Annotated in this window: 2 protein-coding genes; both read right to left on the bottom strand. The window is 40.0% G+C overall.

Annotated elements, in window-relative coordinates; all coding sequences use genetic code 11:
• Positions 1-371, bottom strand: a 371-nt coding sequence (locus tag ACR2F7_RS13730) for a 2Fe-2S iron-sulfur cluster-binding protein (RefSeq protein ID WP_432714126.1), incomplete at its 3' end; no start/stop codon positions are given.
• 16 nt (positions 372-387) lie between these two features.
• On the bottom strand, positions 388-1,686 hold a 1,299-nt coding region (gene sdhA / locus ACR2F7_RS13725; RefSeq protein ID WP_432714125.1), incomplete at its 5' end, for a succinate dehydrogenase (quinone) flavoprotein subunit.

The following is a 1,686-nucleotide window of genomic DNA, read 5'->3' as shown; positions in this document are numbered from 1 at the left end:
GCAGTACGATCTACCGTTAAATCTTTGATTACCGGAAATGCCGTTGCTCTCCATGGTTCTACAACGATGGTATCACCATCTTTAAAAGAACGCATGTGTAATTGACAAGTAGTTATCCCTTCTTTCGGACCGTGAGGTCTTCCGTTGATATACATTGAACATGCACCGCAGATACCTTCCCTGCAATCATGGTCAAATACTACCGGCTCTTCTCCCTTAGTAATTAAATCCTCATTCAATACATCAAACATTTCCAAGAATGACATATCAGGAGAAATATCAGCTATTTTATAATCCACCAAATTACCTTTGGCTTTGTTATTTTTTTGACGCCAAATTTTTAGCGTTAAATTCATATTTCCTGTACTCATGATATTGAGATTTTTACTATTTATAACTTCTTTGTGCGATCTTAATGTTTTCGAATTTCAATTGTTCTTTATGTAAAGTAAATTGAACATCTCCTGAATATTCCCAGGCAGATACGAAAGCAAAATTCTCATCATCCCTTAAGGCTTCTCCTTCTGGGGTTTGGTGTTCTTCGCGGAAGTGACCGCCACATGATTCTTCTCTTTGTAAAGCATCCATACACATCAATTCACCTAATTCGATGAAATCTGCAACACGACCAGCTTTTTCCAACTCAGGGTTGAATTCATTTGCTGCACCTGTAACACGAACATCCGACCAGAAATCCTTGCGCAATTGCTGAATCTCTACGATGGCTTCCTGCAGGTGTTTAGCATTACGTGCCATACCACATTTCTCCCACATGATTTTTCCTAATTTCTTATGGAAATGATCAACGGATTTCGTTCCTTTAATAGCGAAGAATTTATCAATGATAGATTTAACACTATTTTCAGCTGCTACGAAGGCCGGGTGGTCTGTAGAAATTGCTTTAGTAGCTAAATCTTTTGATAAGTAAGCACCAATAGTTGCAGGAATTACAAAATAACCATCTGCCAAACCTTGCATCAATGCCGAAGCTCCTAAACGGTTAGCACCGTGGTCAGAGAAATTCGCTTCACCTAAAGCATACAAGCCTGGTACTGTAGTCATCAGGTTATAATCAACCCAAAGACCGCCCATGGTATAGTGTACTGCAGGATAAATACGCATTGGCACATCATAAGGATCTTCGCCGGTAATTTGTTTGTACATGTCAAACAAGTTACCGTATTTTTCTTTAATCACTTCCTGTCCGAGTTTCATGCAAGTTGCATAATCAGGATTGTGGTTGTTATGTTTTGTAGCCTCAATACGGCCGTAACGTTCTGTGTTGGCTTTGAAATCCAGGTAAACAGCAAGTTTCGATTTACCTACCCCATAACCAGCATCACAACGTTCTTTTGCTGCACGCGAAGCTACATCACGAGGAACAAGGTTACCAAAAGCAGGGTAACGACGTTCTAAATAGTAATCTCTTTCCTCTTCAGGGATATCCGTAGGTTTACGGTTATCATCTTTTTTCTTTGGCACCCAAATCCGTCCGTCATTTCTTAAGGACTCAGACATTAGTGTTAACTTACTTTGGTGATCTCCAGAAACGGGGATACAAGTAGGGTGAATTTGAGTAAAGCAAGGGTTACCAAAGAAAGCACCTTGTTTGTGGGCTTTCCATGCTGCAGTAGCATTACTTCCCATTGCATTGGTAGAAAGGTAAAAAACGTTTCCGTAACCACC

The organism is Pedobacter sp., from assembly GCF_045628745.1.
Lineage (GTDB): Bacteria > Bacteroidota > Bacteroidia > Sphingobacteriales > Sphingobacteriaceae > Pedobacter.
The sequence above is the reverse complement of the archived record's forward strand: the minus strand, read 5'-3'. Positions and strand labels throughout refer to the sequence as shown.